Origin of the sequence: Desulfosarcina alkanivorans, from assembly GCF_009688945.1 — a bacterium.
Taxonomy (GTDB): Bacteria; Desulfobacterota; Desulfobacteria; order Desulfobacterales; family Desulfosarcinaceae; genus Desulfosarcina; species Desulfosarcina alkanivorans.
The window spans coordinates 4551789-4572786 of the sequence record NZ_AP021874.1 but is presented as its reverse complement, the minus strand read 5'-3'; the positions used below and the strand labels follow the sequence as shown (position 1 = coordinate 4572786).

Genomic DNA, 20998 nt, shown 5'->3' with positions numbered 1-20998 from the left:
TCCGTCCAACAAGGAGAAAAACGATGGCGCCACCCGTGCTTTTTGACGTGGAGAATCAGATTGCGGTGATCACGCTCAACCGTCCTGAACGGCGCAACGCCATCAACCAGCAGCTGCTGGTCCATCTATACAACGCTTTGGATGCGGTGTCCGCCCGAAGTGATATTCGCGTGGCCATTATCACCGGAAACGGGCCCTCTTTCTGTGCCGGCCTCGACCTCGGCGCCATCGGAAAAGAGAACCTTTTCGATCCCCGGGGAGACGGCAGCGACCTGCCGGATCTGATGCATGCCTGCAAAAAACCCATCATCGGTGCGGTCAACGGCCATGCCATCACCGGCGGGTTTGAGCTGGCCCTGAACTGCGATTTTATCATCGCCGCCGAAAATGCGCAGTTTTCCGATACCCACGCCCGGGTGGGCATCCATCCGGGCTGGGGAATGACCCAGTTGCTTCAGCAGACCGTGGGGCAGCGCCGGGCCAAGCAGATTTCTTTTACCTGCCAGCCCATATACGCCCATACGGCGCTGGCCTGGGGGCTCGTGAACGAGGTGCTGCCCCGGGAGCACCTGCTGGAACGCGCCCGAACCATAGCCGCCCAGATCGTTCAGGCCGACCCCGGGCTTCTGGGGACCATTAAAACGCTGATCGAAAACCGCAACAGCAGCCCCCTGGCGCAGGCTTTTGATAAAGAACGCAATGGCTTCAGGCAATTTCTCAGGGACCAGCTCAGCAAATTCAACCCCTCGTGAAAGGAATTGTCCCATGGCACGCTATCTGATGCTGGACATCGGTGCCGGTACGCTGGACATGCTCTACTATGATACGGAACACGATCTGCACTACAAAGCGGTGGTGCGATCACCGGTGCGGGTGCTGGCGGACGAAATCAGGCAGACCCGCGGTGCGCTGGTGGTCACCGGCACTGAAATGGGCGGCGGCCCGGTTTCCCAGGCCCTGATCGACCGTGCCGGGTCGGCCGATGTGGTCATGTCCCGGGACGCCGCCGCCACCATCCATCACGACGACCGGCGTGTTATGGCCCGCGGCATCCGCGTGGTGGACGCCGCCGAGACCGATGGTCTGGTCAATGATTCACGATTTTCTCACATCATCACCGGAGATCTCCAGCCCGATCGGCTGCGGCGGCTCGTTCAGGGAATGGGGGTTCCCTTCGAATTCGATGCCGTTGCCGTCTGTGCCCAGGATCACGGCGTGGCCCCGCCCGGTGTTTCCCATCTGGATTTCAGGCATCGGATGTTCACGGCGGCCCTGGACCGCCATCCGGTTCCCCAGGCCCTGCTGTACCGATCCGACCAGGTGCCGGAAGCAATGAACCGGCTGTCGGCCATTGCCGGCCAGGCCCGGGCCCTGCCCACCGATCGGGTCTACGTGATGGATTCGGGAATGGCCGCCATTCTGGGCGCCTCCAAGGATGTGCTGGCGGCCAACGCCAAGCGAATGCTCGTGCTGGACATCGCCACCTCCCACACCGTGGGTGCCGCCATGGACGCAGGGCGCCTGTGCGGTTTTTTCGAGTATCACACCTCAGACATCACCGCGGCGCGGCTGGACGGGCTGCTGGCGGACCTGCCCGACGGCAAGCTGTCCCACCGGCAGATTCTGGAGGAAGGCGGGCACGGGGCCTACCATTGCCGGGCCTTCGGCTACGACGCGGTCGATCTGATTCTGGCCACCGGCCCCCGCCGGGCAATGGCCCTGGCGTCCTCCCTGCCGGTCGTCTTCGGGGCCCCCTGGGGGGACAACATGATGACCGGCACGGTGGGACTCATGGAGGCTGTAAGGCTGCGGGAAGGGCTGCCGCCGATCACCTACCTGTAGCCGCCGCTGGTGGTCGTGCCGCCGCAGGTGTTTGGAAGGGGCGATGATGAAACGAATGGTTTTCCTGATGCTGTTGATATTCCTGGTGTGGCCTGTTGGTGCTTCCGCCGGGCGGTTGCATTCCAAACACTGGTACCAGGAGCGCTGGTGCGCCCGGATGGCCGGCGCCAGGGCGGAACCCGCCTCCAGTGTCTACGACTGCCGGACGGACACCTACGTGATCGAATTCGACTATGCAGACCATTGGTACGAGGCCATCGGTGAAAGCCTCCACTATGCCCTTCAAACAGGGAAAAAAGCGGGTATCGTCCTGATCATGGAGCATGCCAGCGACCGGCGATACTGGGAGAAGCTCAACCGCACCATCGACCACTACCGCCTGCCCATCCACACCTGGCAGACTTCCAGGGGCGTTGCCCCGCCACAATAAGACCGGATGCCTTTTTGCCCGAGGAGAACGATCCATGCCCGATGAAACACGCCAGGCCGCCATCGATGCCCATATTCGAAACGATGCCTTTGCCCGTTTTCTGGGGGCCGAGGTCACCATTGTGGCGCCGGGGCACAGCCGGGTCTCACTGACCGTCACCGAACAGATGACCAACTTTCACGGCATCACCCACGGCGGCCTGGTGTTTGCCCTGGGTGACCTGGCGTTTGCCGCCGCCGGCAATTCCAGGGGGCAGGTGGCCGTGGCCCTGAATGTGAACATCTGTTTTCTCAATCCATCCAGCGTCGGCGACCGGCTGGTGGCCGAGGCCAGGGAGTGCCATCTGGGTGGCAGAACGGGGCTGTACGAAATTACGGTGGTCGAGGAGACAACCGGCACCCTCATTGCCCGCAGTCAGGACCTGGTGTACCGAAAGAAGCAGTGGTTTGTGGCGCCGGCAGAGCACTCCCCCCCCGCTGCATGAAAAAATAACGGCGTCACCCCTGCCGCTGCGGCGCTGAAGCGTTCAGGCGTCGGCAACCCGGGGGAGGTGTGTGGCCGCCCCGGCGGAGGGGCCAACACGGTCTTGCTGGAAGGCGTTCAGGCTATAGCAGTTGAGAAATGTAGACGAAGGCCGCGTTTCTGCCTTCGGGCGATTCCCTGAATCGCATGATCGCTTCGGCGGTGGCCGGTCGGGGGTGGCCGATACCGATGGCGCTGCCATACCTGACCGCCAGCTGTCGCAGCCGCCTCAGCTGCCCCAGTATGGACAATACGTCCCGCCGGTTGTCCAGAAACAGATCCCGCCGGATGGCCGACATCCCCATTTTCCGGGCACAGGCGTATGCCGCCGAATGCCCGGTGGTCAGGCTGTCTACAAAAAACAGGCCGCGGCTCCTGACCTCATCCAGGGCCTGCCCCATTTTTTGGGGCCGCTGGGTGTACTTGGAACCCATATGGTTGTTGACCCCGACCACGTTGGGCAGCCGGGCAATGTTTTCGGCCACCACATGTTGGATGCGCTCCGGTCGGTCGTCCACGAAAATGGCCCCCGGACCCGGATCGACGGCGGTGCTGAACGGTTCCATGGGCTGGTGCAGCATGATTTCGTGGCCTTTGGCGTGGAGGGCCAGCGCCGATTCCTCCGACCAGCACAGTCGCGGCAGTACAGAAAAGGTAATGGGAATGTCCGCTTCGAGAAATCGCCGGGCCCTGTTGAGATTGAACCCGATGTCGTCGATGATCAGGGCGATGCGGGGCTTCGCCGCTGCCTGAGGGATGCATACTTCTGCGGAAACCGGAATGCCTGAACCGAGCAGGCTGCCCAGAAGAAGCCCGCCGCTTTTTACCAGAAAGGTACGTCGATTCATCCGTTGCTGAGCGTTTCTCCGGCCTGCTGCCGGGTGGTCCACCCTTCTGGTGGGCGATGCGTTTACTGTCCCAATGAGACCGTTGAATCGATCCGGTCTTTGAATTCTCTCCTCTCTTATACATGCCGTTGAGTTGTGGATCAACCATTAACACAATATACAGGATTTCCGGAACGCCATTGTTTTCTCAACCACTGCTCACCCTGCGGCGTTTAATCTGTCGGCTCGGAAACGGATACGGGCCGTCAGGCCACGAATCCGCCGTTGGCGCAGATGTTCTGGCCGGAGATCCAGCCGGCGGCGTCCCCCGCCAGCAGGGCCACGGCATCGGCGATATCTGCCGGCGTGCCGATGCGGCCCAGGGCGGTGGCCTGGGCAAATCCCTGGATCTGATCCCGGGTTTTCCCTTTTCGGAACAGCTCCGTGTCCGTCGGACCCGGGGATATGGCATTGACCGTGATGCCCCTGGGGCCCAGCTCCCTGGCCAGGACGCGGGTGATCTGGTCCACGGCGCCTTTGGTGGCGGCGTAGGGGCCGTACTCGGCCATCAGGACCCGGGTCACCGATGAGGAGATGTTGATGATGCGCCCGCCGTCGGTCATCTGCCTGGCCGCCATCTGGCAGGCAAAGAAGACCCCTTTGACATTGGCGGCGAAGATATCGTCAAACTCGGCCTCGGTCACTGATGCGATGGGTTTGAACAGGCGGACGCCGGCATTGTTGACCAGAATGTCCAGGCCGCCGAATTCGGCACCGGTTCGGTCGAACAGCGCCTGCACGGCTTTGACCTGTCGCATGTCGGCTTTTAGGGCAATGGCCTTTCCACCGGCCTTTTGCACGGCCCGCACGGTTTCGCCGGCCGCAGGTTCGTTGTTGAGGTAATTGACGACGACCGCTGCGTTCATGGTGCCCAGCTTGAGGGCGATGGCACGGCCGATGCCCCGGGATGCGCCGGTGACGATCGCGGTTTTTCCTTCCAGTTCGCCGGTCATGACAGCCTCCTGTTCATATGGGTTGGTTGGGGGAGAGCGGTTCGCAGGCAGGGAAGACTCATCCCTGCCCCTGATCGTCTGTTATCTCCCGGATGTGGCGTCCGGGTCAATGACCGAAGGCCGGCAACCCTGGGGGCAAAGGTGGTTACAAGGGACGGGGTTTCCTGTTGGAAAGGCATTGGTTTCGCGCCGGACCATTGCGCGAAGCGGCATCACACGGGATGCGTCAGGGGTGACCGCAGAGGACGACGGATTCGTCCTCTGCGGCAAGGCGGACCTTTCGGGCGGTGAGCGCAACCATGGCCGAGGCGTCTCATATCGTCGAAGGGAAACGATCAGGTGCCGGACTGGGCCATCTCCTCTTTTGAAAAGCTTTTGGGCACACCTTCGTACGGGGTCCGTTTCGTCGATTTCAGCGTCCTGGGATCACGCATGGCCCTGAGAATGTCGATGCTTTCCTTGTATCCTTTGTTGACGCGGCACAATTCCAGGGCCATGCCGACCACCTGGGCCACCGCCTGGACGAAATTGACGTCATTGTGACCGAATTCCCACGGGTCGGCCGTATAGACCCGCAGGCACCCGATGGTGCGCTCACCGATGATGATCGGCACCGACAGAATCGAGGCAATCCCTTCCTTCAGGGCGGCGTCGGGGTATTGAAGCCGCGGATCGTCATTGACGTCGTAAATGGCGACCGGATGGCCCCCCTCGAGGGAGGATGAGATCGACCGAAGGGCGCTGACCGGCCCTTTGTCCAGGTATTCCCGGCTGAGCCCGTAGCTGCCGGCCAGGGAGAGCACGTCACTTTTCTTGTCGAACAAAAACAGGGTGCACCCTTTTACCTTCAGTGCATTGGTGACCCCTTCCACCGATATCAGGACGACTTCCTCCGGATCCCGTATCATGGAGATGGAGCGGGTGATGCGCACCAGGCTCTCATAGTTGATGACCGGTTTTTCCATGGCGACCTCCTTTGGGTAAGATGGTTAATCGGTTCCGGCCATCGATTTCAGGCACGGCGGTGCATCCGTCTCCGAAAGGTGCGGTGTGGCTGACCGGTGTGCGCGTTGCGGAATCGGTTCAACGGGTCTGAAAAGGTCAACGGCGATGAGAAGATGGACGATGTGCAGTCGAACGGGTCGCTATCGATCAGGTGCAGAAGGTCGGATGCGTTGATGGCTGGTACTGAAAATGTCCCACAGATGCGCTTTGAATGCAAGGGCTAAGTCTTTCAGGTCGCCGGGAGGGGCTTCATGGCGGGGCAGCCGTTCATGCCCCCTGGAGGATGGTGTTGATGACGTTTCCCAGGCGCCGGATGGCCGGGGCTGCCGCGTCGGACCAGTTGGCGGCGTTCAGGCGGATGAAATTTCGATAGCGGTCGCCGGTGGAAAAAAGATGGCCGGGCGTGATGGCGATGCCTTCCTTGAGGGCGAGTTTATACAGCACGAGCGCGTCAATGGTTTCAGGCAGTTCAATCCAGAGCAGGTAGCCGCCGGACGGGTCGGTCACACGGATGTCGAAGGGGAAAAAACGGATCGCCGCCCGCCTGAGGGCGGCGACACGGTCCCGATAGATGCGGCGAATGCGGCGCAAGTGCTGGCGGTAGCCCCCTTCAGCCATGAATTGGGCCACCGCCACCTGGGGCAGGGTCGCCGAGGCCAGGCTGGTGCTGTATTTCAGCCAGGCCACCGTCGACCGGTATCGCCCGGGTGCGGCCCAGCCGACCCGGAGGCCCGGGGACAGTGTTTTGGAAAACGACGCGCACCACAGGACCCGTCCATCGGTATCATAGGCCTTGGCGGTGTTTGGCCGCTTGGTCGAATAGTGAATATCCCCGAAGATGTCATTCTCGATCAGGGGGATGTCGTGGCGCGCCAGCAGGCGGACCAGGGCTTTTTTATTCTCGTCCGGAATGCAGCTGCCCAATGGGTTGTTGAAGTTGGAAATGACGAGGCAGGCCCGTACGGAATTGTTTTCCAGGGCGAATTGCAGGGCCTCAAGGCTGATGCCGTCCCGGGGATGGGTGGGGATTTCCAGGGCTTTGAGGCCCAGATTCTCCATGTATTGAAACACGTCGAAGCAGATGGGGGACTCCACGGCAACGGTGTCGCCGGGACGGCAGACGGCCTGCAGACAGCTGGACACCGCTTCCCCGCACCCCGATGTGATCACGATTTCATCGGCGTCCAGGGTGCAGCCGGCGTCCACGGCGTGCCGGGCGATCTGCTGCCGCAGGGGCTTGTTGCCGGGCGGGGCCATATACAGACCGGCCCGATCCCCCATGCGACGGGCAGCAGAGGCCATGATCCGGTTCAAATGCCGGGTGGCGGTCAATTCCTGGGCCGGGTGGGCCGCCCCCAACTGGGTCAGTTTCGGGTTGAGGGTGTCGTGCAGAACGATCCGGGTGATCAGCTCGCGCATTCCGACGGTGCTAGGATCCGGTTCCGGGTCGGAAAGTGCGGGTTCTGGCGGCGCGCTGGGCAGGTGGTTGCTGACATAAAATCCTGATCGTGGCCGGGGAACCAGCAGGCCCCGCGCCTCCAGCAGGTAGTAGGCTTTCAGTACCGTCGTAATGCTGACCGTCCACTGCCGGCTCAACTTGCGCACCGACGGTGCCGCTTCTCCGGGGCCGAAAGCCCCGTCTTCGATCAGACGGGTCAACCGGTCGGCGACCTGCTGATATTTGGGTGGGTTGCCCATGATTGTGTCCCTGGCAGACTGTTTTCCTGTCCTTTTTTCGACTCCATCTGCACTGTATCGGTACAATTTTGCCGTTTATCAACCAGTACAGATGACAGGTTATCATAACTGTACTGCTAACAAAACATCATTGTTGTGGCTGTTATTCTTTTTTCGGAAATTGTATAGATGGGTCCAGGGTGGCAATGGTTACCCGCTGACGCCCGGTTCAGCCGATTGCTGATCCCCGGCAGCGCCGGATCTTCCGGCGGATGACAACACCGGTGGTATGGCTCCTGTCGCCCGCGGCGACAGGGATGGGAGGCCGCAATGAATCCACAACTGATGGATACCGGAAACATCAACCGAACCGCACAACGATTTAGTTTTACCAACCTCAGCGCGCCGGACACCGTGTTCGACCTGGCCGCCGGACAAGGCTGGCGGATCAAGGGAAGGCGTCGGCAGCAAACCCTGTTTTGTCTGCGGGGAAGCCTGTGGGTGACCCAGGAATGCGACATTCGGGATTACGTGCTTGAAGCGGGCGATGCATTCCTCATCACGCTCCCGGGGCTGGTGATGGTGCGGGCCATGCGCCCGGCGCGTCTCGGGTACGCAGAACACCTGATGCCGGTTCCCTTTAAAGGTCGGTTCAGCCAGACGGTGTTCAGCTGAGCGCCGTTTCAACGCCCGCCTGATCGCCTGCGGTGCGCAGCGGTCGGTTGATTCGAACGGGGCGTTGGGTGCATGCATTCGTACATCAGCGGCAAGCAGGAGCGATCGACCATGAGAAGAAAAGACAAGGCCATCACCGATGCATCCGGCATCCACGCCATCAATGCACAGGCCGGGAAAGACCCCTTGCCATGAATGACAATCGACAGGCCGTTTTGATGCTCCTTGCCGCAGCCATCTTGTGGAGCACCAGCGGCGTGCTCATCAAACTGGTGGCCCTTCACCCCATGGCCATTGCCGGGTGGCGCAGCCTGATCGCCGGCGGCGTCATCATGCTGCTTTGCCGAAAAGAGGTCAAGATCTCCTGGGGCATCAAGCCACTGATCGCCGCTGCCTGCATGGGCCTTTTCTGTATTTGCTTCGTGGTTGCCACCAAACTCTCCACGGCTGCCAATGCCATCGTTCTCCAGTATTCGGCATCGGCATACGTGGCCATCCTGGCGCCCCGAATGCTCGGTGAGCCCACCCGGCGACAGGACTGGTATTTTTTATCGTTGGTCGTTGCCGGTGTCTGCCTGTTTTTCATGGACGATCTTTCCACCGACGGCCGGCTGGGCATCCTGGTTGGTGTGGCGGGATCAATCTTCTGGGCCGGCGCCATGATTTTTCTGCGCAAATCGCGCCACCGTTCCACCGCCTGGCCCATCGCTTTAGGCAATTTCATGGCTGCGGGGGTGTGTCTGCCGTTCATGTTCCGGCAGGCGCCGACATCGGTGGAGTGGCTGGGGCTCGCCGGTCTGGGGGTCCTCTCCTTAGGGGCCGGGTATGCCGTTTTTGCCTATGCCGTCAAGCGGGTCCGGGCGCTCGAGGCGGTCCTGATCCCCGCCATCGAGCCGCTGATCAATCCCGTTTGGGTTTTTCTGGCCACCGGCGAAGCGCCGGGGATGTGGGCCTTCATTGGCGGCATCGTCGTACTCACCGCAGTGACCGTGCGGGGCATTACCACGGCATGTGCGGGCCGTATCGGGGTCCCGCCGGTAAAACCGCCGCCAATCCATTGTGCGGCGGAGTAATCAGCATTGGCGTCAACGAACGGCCCCTGTCGCTGATCATTTCCTGGTATGAGCAAAAGGCGGATGCGTGCCGCGGGCACTGCTGCACCTCGATATCAAGGGTCTCCGCCTGGGGCCGACCCCGCCGGCCTTCATCACGCCCAATGTGCCGGACACCCTGGTGAAGACTTTCGACATCACGCCCATCGGAAGGGCGATGAGGATCTGAAGGCGATCCTGGGATGATCGACGCCGGATCGGCCAATTGAAAAGGGGGGCGCCGCCATCGTGGCGGTAACCCCCTTTTCCGGTTTTCAAACGGTCAGCATCGTCGCTAAAACGGAATATCATCCTCCTTGTCATTCTGGTAGGGCTGCTGGGGGTAGCCCTGGTCCTGCCCACCGCCATAACTGCCCCCGCCGGAAGCGGGTTGGGAAGCGCCCTGGCCCTGATAGCCGCCGCCACCGCCGCCGCCCTCCCGGGAGCCGAGCATCTGCATGGTACCGCTGAAGCCATCAATCACGACCTCCGTGGTATATTTGTCCTGCCCATCCTGACCCTGCCACTTGCGGGTCTGCAGTTTGCCTTCGATGTAGACCTGCCGCCCCTTGGACAGATATTGACCGCAGATTTCCGCCAGCTTGCCGAAAACGACGATCCGGTGCCACTCGGTCTTTTCCCGGCGCTCGCCGCTGGTTTTATCGGTCCAGGTTTCCGAGGTTGCAATGGAAAAATTGGCGATGGGCCTGCCATCGGCGGTATACCGGATCTCCGGGTCCCGTCCCAGATTGCCCACCAGAATCACTTTATTGATGCCACCCGCCATAAGTAACCTTCCTTTTGTCTTTTACAAAAATTAGTGTCAATGGACCCAAGTTCATGCCAATTCAAAAAAATTGCTGTTCAGCCGTCAAGGAGGTTCTTTCTGAATTGAGATTAACATCAGCCCCAATTACAGAGTTTTTCAGCTCGGCGACTCAAGTGTTCGTCATTGTGTAAATTCTCTCATATATATCATCTATAAGGAAATTTTAACAGCCTGTCTAGACGATGCTGCCAAATTTGGAATATTTTTTCAGCGTTCACGGGATATTCCCGTATGAATCGAATCCAGGACAGGTCGGGCGTCGAATTTCGAAAATCAGCAGCAATACCTTCTTCAGGAAACGGGCACGTCGGTTTGGCATTTAAACGGCAGGTTTCTGTTAACGACAAGATCCGTTCAACCCACTGATTTCCCATTTTACGTTGCGTGCCCAGAATGCGTTTTCGGCACAGTACACCAAAACGCAAAGCTCGTTCGGAACGGTTATTGGGGGGGCAAGCTGATCTGAGATCAATCGATGTTCAACCGTCTGGACACCGCTTCGCCGGTTACGCTTCTCCCGAACAGCGCCAGCACATACCTGGAAGCCTGCCACCAAATGCGCTTTTTATCCATCAGTACGCAATGTCCGCTGAATTAAAAGAAATATCACCATGATTCGGATTGCTGGTGACTTCCGGATGATAAATTTTCCGTGAAACCCCCTGCCAGACCTAAAGTATTATTCCCATGCGCCAATAAATAAATTGATGCATTCTTTATGCATTCAAATCATTACGACGGACCTATAATCATGTGCGACCGGATGTTGTTAAATTGAATACAGACCTGAAGGCCATAAATTCTGAAATAACTTTGATCAATGTGATGATTGCAATCGTTATCATTGGTGTTTTGGTCTCCTTTGCAATACTTATTTTTATAAAATACAAAAAAGAAGCCCGAATTGAAGTGGCGATAACAGAGATGAAAATCATCGAAAACAAAATTGTAAGCCTTGTCGCAAAGAACGGTGAATTGCCTGAGGACCTCAGCGCCATTGGATTGGGCAAGATTACAGATCCTTGGGGCAGGCCCTATAAATACCAGAAAATATTTAACAGTGATGATGTCAAAGACGGTAAAGGCCAACTCAGAAAAGATCAATCACAGCATCCGATAAATACGGACTTCGATCTATACAGTGCGGGGAGAGATGGAAAGAGTACGGCCCCTCTGAAGGCAAAAATAAGCCAGGACGATATTATACGCGCCAACAACGGCGGTTTTATGGGATTGGTATGCAACTATTAAGATTATCGTCGTATTAAAATGAATGACGCTGTGTTCACCAGTCAGTTCGCATGAAGGTTTCTTTCGTTTTTTCCTGATCGATATGATTTCGGATACAGAAATATTTTGCAGCGAATATTTCTATAAACAAATCCGGCACCATAACTTTGCTGCTTGTCTGAATGTCACTGGAGTATTGAAAATGGAGTCAAAAGCCAATCGTAGAAAACTCAGGAATCTATTTATCTCTAAAGATTTGCAGCGGCCCATGATCATTGCCCATTTAGCATATCTTCTGTTTGTATTTGTTGCAATCATTGCAACCGTATTATCTCCTTATTACTATGATATTTTTGCAACAGGCGATATATGGGCTAATCATTTTTCCGCTAAAACGTTCAGCGTTTTGCTGGGAAGGTTGTCCATAACCAGCATTTTTATTGCGGTCATATCGTTTTTTCATTTTGTAATCTTTACTCATAAATTCTGCGGGCCTTTGGTCAACATTGGCCATACCATTGCGAGAATATCTGAAAGTGATTTTTCCCGTACGATTTATTTAAGAAAGGGCGATTTTTTAAAGAATGAAGCCAAACAAATTAATGCAATGATGAACTCGCTTTCCAATTCAATAGCGAGAATCAAAAAAGAAAATCATCTGCTGTTCGAAGATATAGATGAATGCATACAAGCGCATGGCAAGCAATCGGATATTGATGCCAAATTGAAAGACATCCAGTATAGGGCAAACCGATGCCGGGTGCAGTTGGACAATTTTAAGTTAGGCGATGAAGCCGCGATTAAGGTTGGTCTTTGTCAATGCCGGCAAGTGGTCAGTGAAAATCCCCTCTCAGCGAATAAGTGTTTATAGAAGTTATATCCATCGGATGTAATAATATCAAAATCCCTTAACAATACCATTGCCGATCAAGCCCTGATGCAAGATGTAAAAAAGCTGGAAAATTCAGGACACTGTATCTCTGGGAAGAGTGTCTGACACCCTCGGCAGGGTGGGGGCGGATTATCCGCTTCAGGATCTGGTAATATGTCGGCTACGGTCATAAAAAGATCCTGAATCAGGCTACGAGCATCAGGTGAGTCCACCGTTGGGCCGGTGATTAAACCAACCATAGCGGTTTCCGCGATGCACGTGACCACGGCAATGTTGAAGGAGGGGGGCAAGGAATGCACGGGTTTTGCTCATCGATTTGCAGTCAGCCAGGCCAGCACTCTTCCGGCCAGCGGTTTTTTGGCCCGGATGGCCGCGTGGGGACACACCTCTAAACAGCAGTAGCAGCGGATGCAGGTGTCGGTGTTGAATGAAATTCCGCGGTCCGTGTAGGAGATGGCCCCGGCCGGACAATACTTCCAGCACTCGCCGCACAGTTTGCAGGCCTGGTTGTCCACCGCCGGCTGCTGGATAACGAACCGGCGCATGAAGCGGCCCAGGCGTTCCGGGCCCATGGTGAGCAAGCCCAGCTCCGGGAACTGAAAATCATCGAGGATGTTCAGGTCGCCGTTGATGTGTACGCTGCCGTCATACACCCCCATGCGCCTGGCGTTGCGCTGGGTCTCCAGGGTGTCGGGGTCCAGCCCCACCTGGAGGCAGGCCACGTGATCCACGGCGTGTGCGCTCTTGCCGCCCATCAACAGGCCCAGCTCCCGGGGGGTTCCGCTTTTTCCCGGGCCCTGCCCTTCCATGGCCAGGATGCCGTCCAGGATGGTATAGGCCGGTCCGACGGCTTCGAAGATGCTCACGATCAGGTGGCCGAACATCTGGCGATCGACCCCCGCACGCATGTGCCACTCCGGCTTTTTAAGACCGACGATACAGCCGAAAAGATTTTTGACCCCCAGGGTCAGCATCATCTGCGTGTGGGTCTTGAGCTTGGCCAGGTTGATGACCACATCGGCGGCCATGGCATCCCTGGCCACATCGATGGTGCCGAAAGGGTCGCCCACATCCACCGGGATCGACGCTTCAAAGGGCTTGACCGTCACGTCGAGGTCTTCCAGCATTTCCTCGTAGCCGCCTTTTTTCAGCAGCTTGGTGAAGCTGCCCATGGCCGGGCTGTCCGATATCTGGACACTGGCCCCTCTGGCCAGGGCGAATTCAGCGGCCGCCCTGACGATTGTCGGGTGGGTGGTCACCGCTTTCCCGGGGGCCGCCGGGGCGAGAAAATTGGGCTTGATCAGCACCCGGGTGCCGGCGTCGATGGCCGGTGCCTCGGCAGACCCGAGCATCTCGAACACGATGGTCCGGATCTTCGGGTATTCGTAATCCGCTTTCCGAACGATGACGGTGGACATGGCAGTGGGTGCTTTCAGAACCACGGTGATTGAACATATATATTTGAACTGATAGGGTGTTTGTCAGGCAACTTAATATTGATGCAGCGGTTAATCAACCCTAAGATTGTATAAAAAGATGGCTGGGACCGATGACTGATCCGTCCGCCGTGGGGCGCAACAGGGAAACGGATGACAACACGGCGATCGAAAAACGGGTCCGTCGGCATGTCACCGGCCGGCCCCGGCGGGGTGACCTTTGGCGGACGCTTCGTGGATTGCCAGCGGGCCAACCTGTACGTTCGCACGGCCACCCGTGTTCTCATGCGCATCGGCAGCTTTTTGGCGACCAACGTACGCCGGCTGGAGAAGAAATCCGCCGGGGTTCCCTGGGAACTGTTTCTTCCGCCGGGGATCCTGCCTGAGATAAAAGTGCGCAGCCGACGATCCCGGCTTTACCATACCGATGTCATATCCCGGGCACTGCGGCAGAGCATGGCGCGACGGCTTGGCCGTCCGCCCGGATCATCCCGCCCCGACCGCCCCCAGACCCTGTTCGTGCGTGTGGTCGAAGACCGCTATACCCTCTCTCTGGACAGCACCGGGGCGCCGCTTTACAAACGGGGGCTGAAGTCGGGGCCGGCCCGGGCGCCTCTTCGCGAGACCCAGGCGGCCGCCATTCTCATGGCCGCCGGCTACGATCCCGGTCGGCCCCTGGTGGATCCGCTGTGCGGGTCGGGCACCTTTTCCCTGGAAGCGGCCATGATGGCCAAACGGATGGCCCCGGGGGTGAAACGCGACTTCGCCTTCATGGACTGGCCGGCATTTCGCGAAAGCCGGTGGGCGTTTTTTCGACGCTCCGCCGGGCCATGGCCAACAGGGTTTCCAGCCGCGTCACGGTGGCTTGGGCCGAGGCGTAAGCCGCTTCGGCCTGATCGTAAAGCTCCGGCGTGATCGTTTTTTCCGGCAGCAGGCGCTGGGCGCGTAAAAAGGCGTTTTTCTCCACCGGCAGGCGGATGCGCGCCGTAACCAAATTGGCCTCGGCTTCCCGCAGGGCCAGGATGTAATCGGTATCGTCCAGTTGTACCAGGGTTGCACCGGCAGCTACCCGGGCGCCCACATCGACGGTATACCGCTCCACAATTCCGGATACCTGTTCGGAGAGCACCACTTCCCGGTCGGATGCCAGCCTTCCCACGGCACTGACGACAATGGACAGGTCCGGCTGGTCACGGTTTCGACCCGTACAGCCCGGGGTTTGGTCTCCGAGGCTGGTTTTTCCTCCGGCGGCGTACAAGCGCCCAACAGGCCTCCAATTAAGACCCATAAATCAATATCAATCTAAGCTTCGTTGACATATAGATATCCTTCCCCTATCCTCAAATCAAGGAAAATTGAGTACTTTACTTTTCTCTGAAGCGTTTTTTCGCATTAGAAGCAGCAACGGTCCATCGGGATCAGATTCGGAATGGTAAAGGGGCGTACAAGCATGAGTGGGATTTACAATGAATGGGATACAAACTATAAAAACTTTACCGACCCGGTTTTCATCCTCGACAACCAGTTCAGGATCGTAAAGACCAACCAGGCCTTTGCCTCCTTGGTGAAAGAAAAGGCGGAAAGTATCCTTGGAAAAAAATGTTATCAAATTATCCATGGGATGAATAAACCAATGGAAAGGTGTCCGCATGTGCAGGCCCTGTCGAAGCGTCGGTCTGTGACGGCGATGTTCTTTGAAATTCGGCTCGGGAAATGGCTGGAAGTGATTTGTTGGCCTTTTGTTCAGAAAGAGGGGGAATTAAACGGGACCATCCATATCATCAAGGACGTAACTGCGCGCCATCTGCACTCCGAAACATTGCAGCATGCCCGCCCAGCCCCGGAAAGGCAGGTGGAAGATCGCGCCATGGGGCTGGGAATCAACACGGGACTGCGTTCGGAGGTCGTGCGGCTGAAGCAGAGCGAGAAAGAGCTTAAAGAGCAACTGGGGTTTGAAGCCTTGTTGTCGGACCTCTCGGCACGATTTGTCCTATTGTCTCAGGATTCTATAACCCATGAAATCGAGTATGCCTTAACTCAGATAATGGAATTTTTTCAAGCCGATCGCTGCGGATTTGTTCGGGTACTGAAGGATAAGGGCTGTTGGAAAATCAAACATATCGTCGAAAAGGAGGGAGTGTTTCCTCTGCCGGTCAATACGGAAATACCAGACAGTATGTTCCCCTGGGTCTACAAAAAGATATCTGAGTGCGAGATCGTGTTTTTTGATTCTGAGCGAGAGCTCCCAGCCGAGGCATCGGTCGACAGGGAACGCTATGACACCCTGGGGACTCAGGCCAACCTCAACATTCCGGTGGTCGCCAACGAATCAGAGGTTTATTCTTTAATCATCAACTCTGTCCGCAACAAACGCAAATGGCCGGAAGTCTATATTCCGCGCCTGCGTCTTTTGGGTGTAATTATGGGAAACGCTCTGGTGCGTTACCGGAACATGGTGGAGTTGAATGAGCATTTGCGGGAGATTGAAGCGCTCAAACAAAAACTGGAGAAGGAGAATATTTACCTGCTGGAAGAAGTCAAGATCAAGGTTGAACACTCGGAGATTGTGGGCGAGAGCCCGGGGATAAAAAAAGTTCTGGCTCAGGCCCAACTGGTGGCTGGGACGGATTCCACGGTCCTGGTCCTGGGTGAAACCGGGACCGGAAAGGAGTTGCTGGCCCGAGCTATCCACAAGCTCAGCCAGCGCAAGGACCAGCACCTGGTGACCATCAATACGGCCTCTCTGCCTCCCACCCTGATTGAAAGCGAGTTGTTCGGCAGGGAAAAAGGCGCCTACACCGGAGCCCTGACCAGACAGATCGGTCGTTTTGAGATGGCCGATGGTTCAAGCCTGTTTCTGGACGAAATCGGAGATCTGGCGCCCGAACTTCAGGCAAAGCTGCTGCGGGTTCTTCAGGAAGGGCAATTTGAGCGGCTGGGGAGTCCGAGGCCTATCCAGGCCAATGTCCGGATCATCGCGGCCACCCATCGGGATCTGGAGGAGTATGTGCGACAGGGGAAGTTCCGCGAAGACCTCTATTACCGGCTGGCGGTTTTTCCCATTTATATTCCACCCCTTCGTGAAAGAACGGAGGATATCCCTCTCATAGTTAGGTTCTTCGTCAATGAATTCGCCAAGAAAATGGGTAAGGAAATTCGGAATGTCCCCCGGAAAGCCATTGAAGCCCTTCAGTGCTATCCTTGGCCAGGCAATGTTCGAGAGCTGCGTAATGTGATTGAACGTGCGGTCATCATCAGTTCCGGAGATACTCTCATTGTTGAACTTCCTCAGGTAAACAAAGCTTCCCCCTACCGGATTGAGACCCTGAAAGAAGCTGAACGGCATCATATTTTGAAAATCCTGAAAACCACCAGGTGGCGAATCAAAGGGCCCAGGGGGGCTGCGGAACTTCTGGGTTTGAAGCCTTCAACCCTCTATAGCGCTATGTCTCGTCTTGGTATCGCCGCCAAGCGGGAAAGAGACGATATATCGATCTGAAGACGAAATTTCGACCATTTTGTTTTCTTATTTCCTTCCGACCTCAAATCCATCCTACACAAAAACCATCTGAATTTAAATGTTTACACGTTTTTTCCTCATGTAATGGCCTTGGCATTAATCCTGCGAGCTGTATGAATGCGTTGGAAAGGGTCTAAAACAACCAGCACGGACCCATGAATCACGAGTAAATATGGAAAGGAGGAAGCGATATGGCAATGGCAATGGCAAGGAAGGAGAATTTTGACGAAAGGGGCTTTGAGGTTGATGAGGAACGGATCCAAAGGCTGAAGGCTCAGCTGTTGGATACGCCTCAAAAGCTCGACATACAAAGAATCGAGGTCTTGATGGAGTCTTATCGGGAAACCGAAGGACTGCCCCATTTGATCAGAAGGGCCAAGTTTTTTGAGAAACTCATGAAAGAAAAGGGACTTTATGTCGACGAGAGCCTGATCGTCGGCAGCATGGCAGCCTTCCCTATGGGAATATATGGCCATCCGGAATGGAATATCGACTGGATGAAGAAAGACGTAAAGGCAATGACCCACCTCGGCGAGGTCACGATTTCCGATGAAGACAAGAAACTGTTCGAGGAAGTTATCGCCTACTGGGATGGTAAGACCCTCAATGAGATAGTCAACAAAAAGTTCGAGGAGATTTATGACCTCAACCCTTTCCCCCCCCAAATGGCAGGCCTTTTTTACGGCTTCGCTACTTTCCCCACCGGCGGAGGCCTTGCGAATTACCACAAGGTGCTCACCAAAGGGGTGGGAGGGATTATCAAGGATGTCGAGGAACGGCTCAAAGCGCTGCCGCTGAGCAATGTGGACGCCGCAAACGAGAAAAGGGTCTTCTATGAGGCGGTTCTTACCGAGTTGCGGGCGGTCATTCATTGGGCCCATAGATATGCCGAACTGGCCAAAGACATGGCAGCCAAGGAAAAAAATCCAGAAAGGGTTAAGGAGTTGCTTGAAATTGCGGAGATCTGCGAGTGGGTCCCTGAGAACGTGCCGAGGTCCTTCCGGGAGGCTGTCCAATCCCTCTTCTTCACGCATACGGCCCTTCAAATTGAGCAGGTGGGTTGCGGAACCTCACTGGGCTATATGGGCCAGATCCTTGAGCCGTTCTATCAGAAAGATAAGCAGGCCGGCCTCATCACGAAGGAGGAAGCCGTCTACCTGCTTAAGATGCTTTTCATCAAGTTTCAGGAGATGGGATATTATTTCGGCCAGGAGTATGTCAAAGCCAATTCGGCGGACATGGGCCAAACCATATCCATCGGAGGGATCACGTCAGACGGGAAGGATGCCACTGCGGAGTTGGACTACCTGCTGCTTGACGCCCAGATAGCTCTGAGGAATATTCAGCCCACCTTTGCCCTTTTCTATCATGACAATTTGAAGGAGGACTTCCTTTCGAAGGCGGTTGATCTGGTGCGGACCGGAGTGGGCCAACCCCAGTTCATGAACACCAACATCATGGTGCAAAGGCTCTTGGATCAGTACCGTGCGGACGGAATAACCCTTGCGGAGGCTCGGCGCGGCGCTGTTGCCGGTTGCGTAGCCACCAACATTTATGGGAAGACCTCATTCTATCCTGAATCGGACCTTTGTGCCGCTAAGGCACTTGAGTTTGCCTTGAACGATGGAAAGGACCCTCTCACGGGGCAGCAGATTGGACCCAAGACGGGAGCGGCCGAGTCTTTCGCCACCTACGAAGACCTGTATGAGGCCTTCAGAAAACAGATGCAGTATGGCACGGAGATCAGTCGTAACCACGGTAAGGTACTCTGCATGATGGCGGAGGAATACCTGCCTATTCCCCTGCGGTCAAGCCTGTTGGACGGTTGCATTGAAAACGGCAAGGCCTGCTGGTCGGGCGGCGCAAAATACAATACAGGCATATATATCATCTGTGGGGTCGTCGACACGGCCAACTCATTGGCTGCCGTGAAGAAACTGGTCTTCGAAGACAAGAAGCTGACGATGGGAGAGTTAATGAAGGCGCTGGAAGCCAATTTTGAAGGCTATGAGAAAATCAAGAAGATGTGTCTGAACGCCCCCAAGCATGGAAACGATGATGATGAAATGACCGCACTGGTGCGGAAGATCTACGATGACTTTTTGGAGAGTTACTACAAGACAGCTCCGTGCTATCTGGGCAAGAAAGGCAAACCGGATGCCTATTCCAAGAGCGCCCACAATCTTCACGGAGCCGTGACGGGTGCGCTCCCGTGCGGAAGAGAAGCCAGAAGGGCACTCACTGACGGAAGCGTTTCGGCCATGCCCGGCTCCGACACGAACGGCCCAACGGCGCTCGCAAACTCAGCGGCTCAGGCGCAAGATGCCGCAGCCTTCACCTCGAATCATCTCAACATGAAATTCCATCCAGCGACTTTAGAGGGTGGAGCCGGGACGCGTAATCTTCTTTCAATTGTAAAGGGTTATATGGACAAGGGCGGATCCCATGTTCAGTTTAACTGCGTCGACTCCGACACCCTGAAAGATGCCCAGGCGCATCCGGAAAAATACAGAGATCTGGTCGTCCGTGTGGCCGGATTCAGCGCCTATTTCATCCACTTGGATAAAGGGGTACAGGATGAAGTCATCAGAAGGACCGAGCTGAAATTCCATTAAACCATTCCGGAACCATTCTCCGCCGCAGGCCGCGATTTCCTCTATCGTTGATATGCCCCGGCGGCTTGCGGGGGGAGTGGACCGATTTGCAAAGAGAGAAGGGGGTTCGAGGCAATGCTAAGCGTAACACCCGAGGCCCATCAAAAACTGATGGAAGTCATGAGGCAAAACCCGACCTCGGTCATTCGGGTCAATGAGGAATTTGGCGGGGGAGGATGAGCGTGTTCCGCCTCCTTGCGTCTGACTCTGGATGAGTCGAAGGATAATGATAAGGTCTTTGAAATCACCGGGATCACCTGCGTGATCGATAAGTACCTACTCAAAAAGATAGCCCCGATTAGCATTGATTTTGAAATCCGGGATGGTATGAGCGGCTTTGTCGTAAGCGGAAGCGCGTGAAGTTGACGTTTCTGTGCCCGCTTAAGCATATTAATCATAAGTCATATTTATCACAAGATAAGGCAAGCAATGAACATTTTCGATATACAACGGTTTTCGATCCAGGATGGTCCTGGCATCCGGACCACGGTTTTTTTGAAAGGGTGTCCTCTGAAGTGCCTTTGGTGCAGCAATCCGGAATCCCAAAGCCCGATGCCCCAGCTTCTTTATTTTGAAGATCAATGCACCCACTGCAATAAATGCATCGACGTGTGTCCTACCGGCGCGGTCAGCAAAGCCGACGACGGAAGGCTATCCCTTGATCGCCAATCCTGTACCGCATGCGGCACCTGTGTGGAGGAATGTCTGGCCGAGGCGAGATCTATTTCAGGAAAGGAAATGACGAAAGAAGAGGTCTGCCGCGTTGTTGCAAAGGATATGAGTTACTACAGGAACTCCGGCGGCGGCGTGACCGTCTCCGGCGGCGAGCCCCTCAGCCAGTCGGAGTCCTTGCTTGAACTGCTAGTCGAGTTAAAAGAGATGGGCCTCCATACCTGTTTAGATACCTGCGGCTTCGGCGATTGGGGTATCCTGAAAGAGGCGCTGAAGCATGTGGAACTAGTTCTGATGGACAACAAACACATGAACATGGCGACCCACAAGAAATTGACGGGCGTCAGCAATGAACTGATCCTGGAAAACACGGCCTTAATTGCAGCCCAGGGAGTGCCTATGATTATTAGAGTCCCATTGATTCCCGGGTTGAACGATTCCGACGAAAACATAAACCAACTGGGTCAATTCATGAAGTCATGTGGTCTTTTGAGGATCGACCTGTTGCCATACCACCGGTTTTCCCTGAGCAAATACAAGGCTCTCGGAAAGGAGTATGGTATAGAGGAACTCCCCAGCCCGGACGAAGCCAAGGTTCAGAGGGTGGTGAAAATACTGGAGGGTTTTGACCTCGCGGTGACTATCGTTTGATGGAAGAGTGAACTCTTGCTAATGCGGTCATA

20 protein-coding genes are annotated in these 20998 nt (G+C 56.1%); 14 read left to right on the top strand and 6 right to left on the bottom strand.

What is annotated here, in order from left to right:
* Window positions 1-23 precede the first annotated feature (23 nt).
* From DSCA_RS19980 to DSCA_RS19965, 4 genes are read left to right on the top strand one after another with little or no spacing between them, the layout of a single operon-like run.
* Window positions 24-752 carry an enoyl-CoA hydratase gene (locus DSCA_RS19980; protein ID WP_155318104.1) on the top strand — a complete coding sequence of 243 codons (729 nt, stop codon included), beginning with the start codon at window positions 24-26 and terminating at the stop codon, window positions 750-752.
* Window positions 753-765: 13 nt separating this feature from the next.
* Entirely contained in the window at window positions 766-1842 is a 1077-nt protein-coding gene (locus tag DSCA_RS19975) for a DUF1786 family protein (protein WP_155318103.1), read from the top strand.
* A 43-nt stretch (window positions 1843-1885) separates the two neighbouring features.
* Window positions 1886-2272 (top strand): hypothetical protein, encoded by a 387-nt coding sequence (locus DSCA_RS19970; RefSeq protein ID WP_155318102.1) that lies wholly within the window; start codon window positions 1886-1888, stop codon window positions 2270-2272.
* Window positions 2273-2306: 34 nt separating this feature from the next.
* The gene (locus DSCA_RS19965) at window positions 2307-2756 is read left to right on the top strand and encodes a hotdog fold thioesterase (RefSeq protein ID WP_155318101.1); all 450 of its coding nucleotides are present in this window, start codon (window positions 2307-2309) and stop codon (window positions 2754-2756) included.
* Between the two features lie 121 nt (window positions 2757-2877).
* Here the strand turns inward: DSCA_RS19965 and DSCA_RS19960 are convergent, their stop codons facing one another.
* From DSCA_RS19960 to DSCA_RS19945, 4 genes are all read right to left on the bottom strand, one after another.
* Window positions 2878-3642 (bottom strand): divergent polysaccharide deacetylase family protein, encoded by a 765-nt coding sequence (locus tag DSCA_RS19960; protein WP_155318100.1) that lies wholly within the window; start codon window positions 3640-3642, stop codon window positions 2878-2880.
* A gap of 245 nt (window positions 3643-3887) precedes the next feature.
* Entirely contained in the window at window positions 3888-4634 is a 747-nt protein-coding gene (locus tag DSCA_RS19955) for a glucose 1-dehydrogenase (protein WP_155318099.1), read from the bottom strand.
* 335 nt (window positions 4635-4969) lie between these two features.
* Entirely contained in the window at window positions 4970-5599 is a 630-nt protein-coding gene (locus DSCA_RS19950) for a GAF domain-containing protein (RefSeq protein ID WP_155318098.1), read from the bottom strand.
* Window positions 5600-5906: 307 nt separating this feature from the next.
* Complete coding sequence (locus tag DSCA_RS19945) at window positions 5907-7337, bottom strand: aminotransferase-like domain-containing protein (protein WP_155318097.1); 1431 nt, start codon at window positions 7335-7337, stop codon at window positions 5907-5909.
* Between the two features lie 309 nt (window positions 7338-7646).
* Between DSCA_RS19945 and DSCA_RS19940 the strand changes: the two genes are divergently transcribed.
* From DSCA_RS19940 to DSCA_RS19930, 4 genes are all read left to right on the top strand, one after another.
* Window positions 7647-7991 carry a DUF2917 domain-containing protein gene (locus DSCA_RS19940; RefSeq protein WP_155318096.1) on the top strand — a complete coding sequence of 115 codons (345 nt, stop codon included), beginning with the start codon at window positions 7647-7649 and terminating at the stop codon, window positions 7989-7991.
* Between the two features lie 72 nt (window positions 7992-8063).
* Window positions 8064-8186, top strand: coding sequence for a hypothetical protein (locus tag DSCA_RS32980; RefSeq protein WP_269434605.1), 123 nt, complete (start codon window positions 8064-8066; stop codon window positions 8184-8186).
* On the top strand, window positions 8183-9064 hold the full coding sequence (locus tag DSCA_RS19935) for a DMT family transporter (protein WP_155318095.1): 882 nt from the start codon (window positions 8183-8185) through the stop codon (window positions 9062-9064). Before DSCA_RS32980 ends, DSCA_RS19935 begins: the two co-directional genes overlap by 4 nt.
* A gap of 67 nt (window positions 9065-9131) precedes the next feature.
* The gene (locus DSCA_RS19930; RefSeq protein WP_155318094.1) at window positions 9132-9272 is read left to right on the top strand and encodes a hypothetical protein; all 141 of its coding nucleotides are present in this window, start codon (window positions 9132-9134) and stop codon (window positions 9270-9272) included.
* Between the two features lie 105 nt (window positions 9273-9377).
* On the opposite strand, the gene ssb is transcribed toward DSCA_RS19930, so the two are convergent.
* Complete coding sequence (gene ssb / locus DSCA_RS19925; protein WP_155318093.1) at window positions 9378-9869, bottom strand: single-stranded DNA-binding protein; 492 nt, start codon at window positions 9867-9869, stop codon at window positions 9378-9380.
* A gap of 816 nt (window positions 9870-10685) precedes the next feature.
* Here ssb and DSCA_RS19920 point away from each other — a divergent pair.
* Together DSCA_RS19920 and DSCA_RS19915 are read left to right on the top strand one after the other, a co-directional pair.
* Window positions 10686-11162, top strand: coding sequence for a type II secretion system protein (locus tag DSCA_RS19920; RefSeq protein ID WP_155318092.1), 477 nt, complete (start codon window positions 10686-10688; stop codon window positions 11160-11162).
* Window positions 11163-11343: 181 nt separating this feature from the next.
* Window positions 11344-12012: a methyl-accepting chemotaxis protein gene (locus tag DSCA_RS19915; RefSeq protein WP_155318091.1), complete on the top strand. Its 669-nt coding sequence runs from the start codon at window positions 11344-11346 to the stop codon at window positions 12010-12012.
* 329 nt (window positions 12013-12341) lie between these two features.
* On the opposite strand, the gene DSCA_RS19910 is transcribed toward DSCA_RS19915, so the two are convergent.
* Entirely contained in the window at window positions 12342-13475 is a 1134-nt protein-coding gene (locus DSCA_RS19910) for a DUF362 domain-containing protein (RefSeq protein WP_155318090.1), read from the bottom strand.
* Between the two features lie 147 nt (window positions 13476-13622).
* On the opposite strand from DSCA_RS19910, the gene DSCA_RS19905 reads away from it, so the two are divergent.
* The 4 genes from DSCA_RS19905 to DSCA_RS19885 all read left to right on the top strand — a co-directional run bounded on the left by DSCA_RS19905 (window position 13623) and on the right by DSCA_RS19885 (window position 20966).
* The gene (locus DSCA_RS19905; protein ID WP_155318089.1) at window positions 13623-14384 is read left to right on the top strand and encodes a THUMP domain-containing class I SAM-dependent RNA methyltransferase; all 762 of its coding nucleotides are present in this window, start codon (window positions 13623-13625) and stop codon (window positions 14382-14384) included.
* A 535-nt stretch (window positions 14385-14919) separates the two neighbouring features.
* Window positions 14920-16968 carry a sigma 54-interacting transcriptional regulator gene (locus tag DSCA_RS19895; protein ID WP_167527876.1) on the top strand — a complete coding sequence of 683 codons (2049 nt, stop codon included), beginning with the start codon at window positions 14920-14922 and terminating at the stop codon, window positions 16966-16968.
* A gap of 212 nt (window positions 16969-17180) precedes the next feature.
* Complete coding sequence (locus DSCA_RS19890; RefSeq protein ID WP_155318086.1) at window positions 17181-19604, top strand: glycyl radical protein; 2424 nt, start codon at window positions 17181-17183, stop codon at window positions 19602-19604.
* A 468-nt stretch (window positions 19605-20072) separates the two neighbouring features.
* Window positions 20073-20966: a glycyl-radical enzyme activating protein gene (locus DSCA_RS19885; RefSeq protein ID WP_155318085.1), complete on the top strand. Its 894-nt coding sequence runs from the start codon at window positions 20073-20075 to the stop codon at window positions 20964-20966.
* Window positions 20967-20998: the final 32 nt, after the last annotated feature.

Excerpts from the sequence above, each read along its gene's own strand:
- DSCA_RS19980 (WP_155318104.1), top strand. The coding sequence starts at position 24 with ATGGCGCCACCCGTGCTTTTTGACGTGGAGAATCAGATTGCGGTGATC.
- DSCA_RS19975 (WP_155318103.1), top strand. The coding sequence starts at position 766 with ATGGCACGCTATCTGATGCTGGACATCGGTGCCGGTACGCTGGACATG.
- DSCA_RS19970 (WP_155318102.1), top strand. The coding sequence starts at position 1,886 with ATGATGAAACGAATGGTTTTCCTGATGCTGTTGATATTCCTGGTGTGG.
- DSCA_RS19965 (WP_155318101.1), top strand. The coding sequence starts at position 2,307 with ATGCCCGATGAAACACGCCAGGCCGCCATCGATGCCCATATTCGAAAC.
- DSCA_RS19960 (WP_155318100.1), bottom strand. The coding sequence starts at position 3,642 with ATGAATCGACGTACCTTTCTGGTAAAAAGCGGCGGGCTTCTTCTGGGC.
- DSCA_RS19955 (WP_155318099.1), bottom strand. The coding sequence starts at position 4,634 with ATGACCGGCGAACTGGAAGGAAAAACCGCGATCGTCACCGGCGCATCC.
- DSCA_RS19950 (WP_155318098.1), bottom strand. The coding sequence starts at position 5,599 with ATGGAAAAACCGGTCATCAACTATGAGAGCCTGGTGCGCATCACCCGC.
- DSCA_RS19945 (WP_155318097.1), bottom strand. The coding sequence starts at position 7,337 with ATGGGCAACCCACCCAAATATCAGCAGGTCGCCGACCGGTTGACCCGT.
- DSCA_RS19940 (WP_155318096.1), top strand. The coding sequence starts at position 7,647 with ATGAATCCACAACTGATGGATACCGGAAACATCAACCGAACCGCACAA.
- DSCA_RS32980 (WP_269434605.1), top strand. The coding sequence starts at position 8,064 with ATGCATTCGTACATCAGCGGCAAGCAGGAGCGATCGACCATGAGAAGA.
- DSCA_RS19935 (WP_155318095.1), top strand. The coding sequence starts at position 8,183 with ATGAATGACAATCGACAGGCCGTTTTGATGCTCCTTGCCGCAGCCATC.
- ssb (WP_155318093.1), bottom strand. The coding sequence starts at position 9,869 with ATGGCGGGTGGCATCAATAAAGTGATTCTGGTGGGCAATCTGGGACGG.
- DSCA_RS19915 (WP_155318091.1), top strand. The coding sequence starts at position 11,344 with ATGGAGTCAAAAGCCAATCGTAGAAAACTCAGGAATCTATTTATCTCT.
- DSCA_RS19905 (WP_155318089.1), top strand. The coding sequence starts at position 13,623 with ATGACAACACGGCGATCGAAAAACGGGTCCGTCGGCATGTCACCGGCC.
- DSCA_RS19895 (WP_167527876.1), top strand. The coding sequence starts at position 14,920 with ATGAGTGGGATTTACAATGAATGGGATACAAACTATAAAAACTTTACC.
- DSCA_RS19890 (WP_155318086.1), top strand. The coding sequence starts at position 17,181 with ATGGCAATGGCAATGGCAAGGAAGGAGAATTTTGACGAAAGGGGCTTT.
- DSCA_RS19885 (WP_155318085.1), top strand. The coding sequence starts at position 20,073 with ATGAACATTTTCGATATACAACGGTTTTCGATCCAGGATGGTCCTGGC.